We start from the raw sequence: 882 nt of genomic DNA, 5'->3' as shown, positions 1-882 counted from the left end.
CTCTCAATATTCAGCGGCATAATCGGGTCGTGCACTGAAAGTCTTAACAAGAACCAACCGTCACCGTTATCCTTATCGAATGATACTCTTATACCCTCACGGTTATCGTTTGCAACATTCCAGCCGTTCTGCGCCATTGCATATGCGGTAAGGTCATTAATAATCTTTTCGCCGCAGGCTCTGAAATCGGACTCAAGAATTTTGAATCTGACTTCTTTACTTTCAACAGGTTCTTTAACTGCTGTTTGCCTACATAATCCACGTCCACCACCACCGCAAACAGCTCATGAGCGTTCTCTTTCGTGTGTGACTTTCCGTAAAAACTAATAGGCGGTATCAGCCCAAACCTATCTCCTATGACCTTATCCAGCATTTTCAGACTATCATCAATTACCCACTGCCGGGTTCTTCCTTTGCCAGACGGTCTAATCTGTGTCGCTATAATATTACCTTTTCCGTCCTCCGGCTCTTGCTGGAGACTGCCAGCCGGAAACAACTCCCGATAGAAATCATGAGGACTTACTTCCGGGTATCCCCTCTCCAACATAAGGGCTTCTTTCTCCCGATAAGCAGACTTCCACTCATACCCTCTTTTATCTCTCCTTTTGGTGTATTTTGCCATAGTCTTTTGCACCTCACTCCCTCTCGCCTTGACCGCTAATCTTATCAATAGGTTTTTGCACCTTTTTAATCTAACTAGATATATTTTCACCTACCAAACATGCTAGACGCTAGCATAAGAAATACTAAAATATTACAGACCATGCCACCCCAAAACAGGTACAGTTTCAAGCCCTCATATCTGAAAAAGCTGTTCTTACTTTCCTCCAGCTCCCGGAGTTTCTGCTTCATCACGCTCGTAAGTGTAGCAGACTGCTTCTC

At 44.3% G+C, this 882-nt stretch carries 1 protein-coding gene; it reads right to left on the bottom strand.

Annotated elements, in window-relative coordinates:
• Positions 1-88 precede the first annotated feature (88 nt).
• Positions 89-622, bottom strand: coding sequence for a hypothetical protein (locus tag IE212_RS35785; protein ID WP_229864730.1), 534 nt, complete (start codon positions 620-622; stop codon positions 89-91).
• Positions 623-882 lie beyond the last annotated feature (260 nt).

Origin of the sequence: Streptomyces djakartensis, from assembly GCF_014651075.1 — a bacterium.
In the GTDB taxonomy this organism is placed as follows: domain Bacteria; phylum Actinomycetota; class Actinomycetes; order Streptomycetales; family Streptomycetaceae; genus Streptomyces; species Streptomyces djakartensis.
This window is presented reverse-complemented; position numbering and strand designations above follow the sequence as displayed.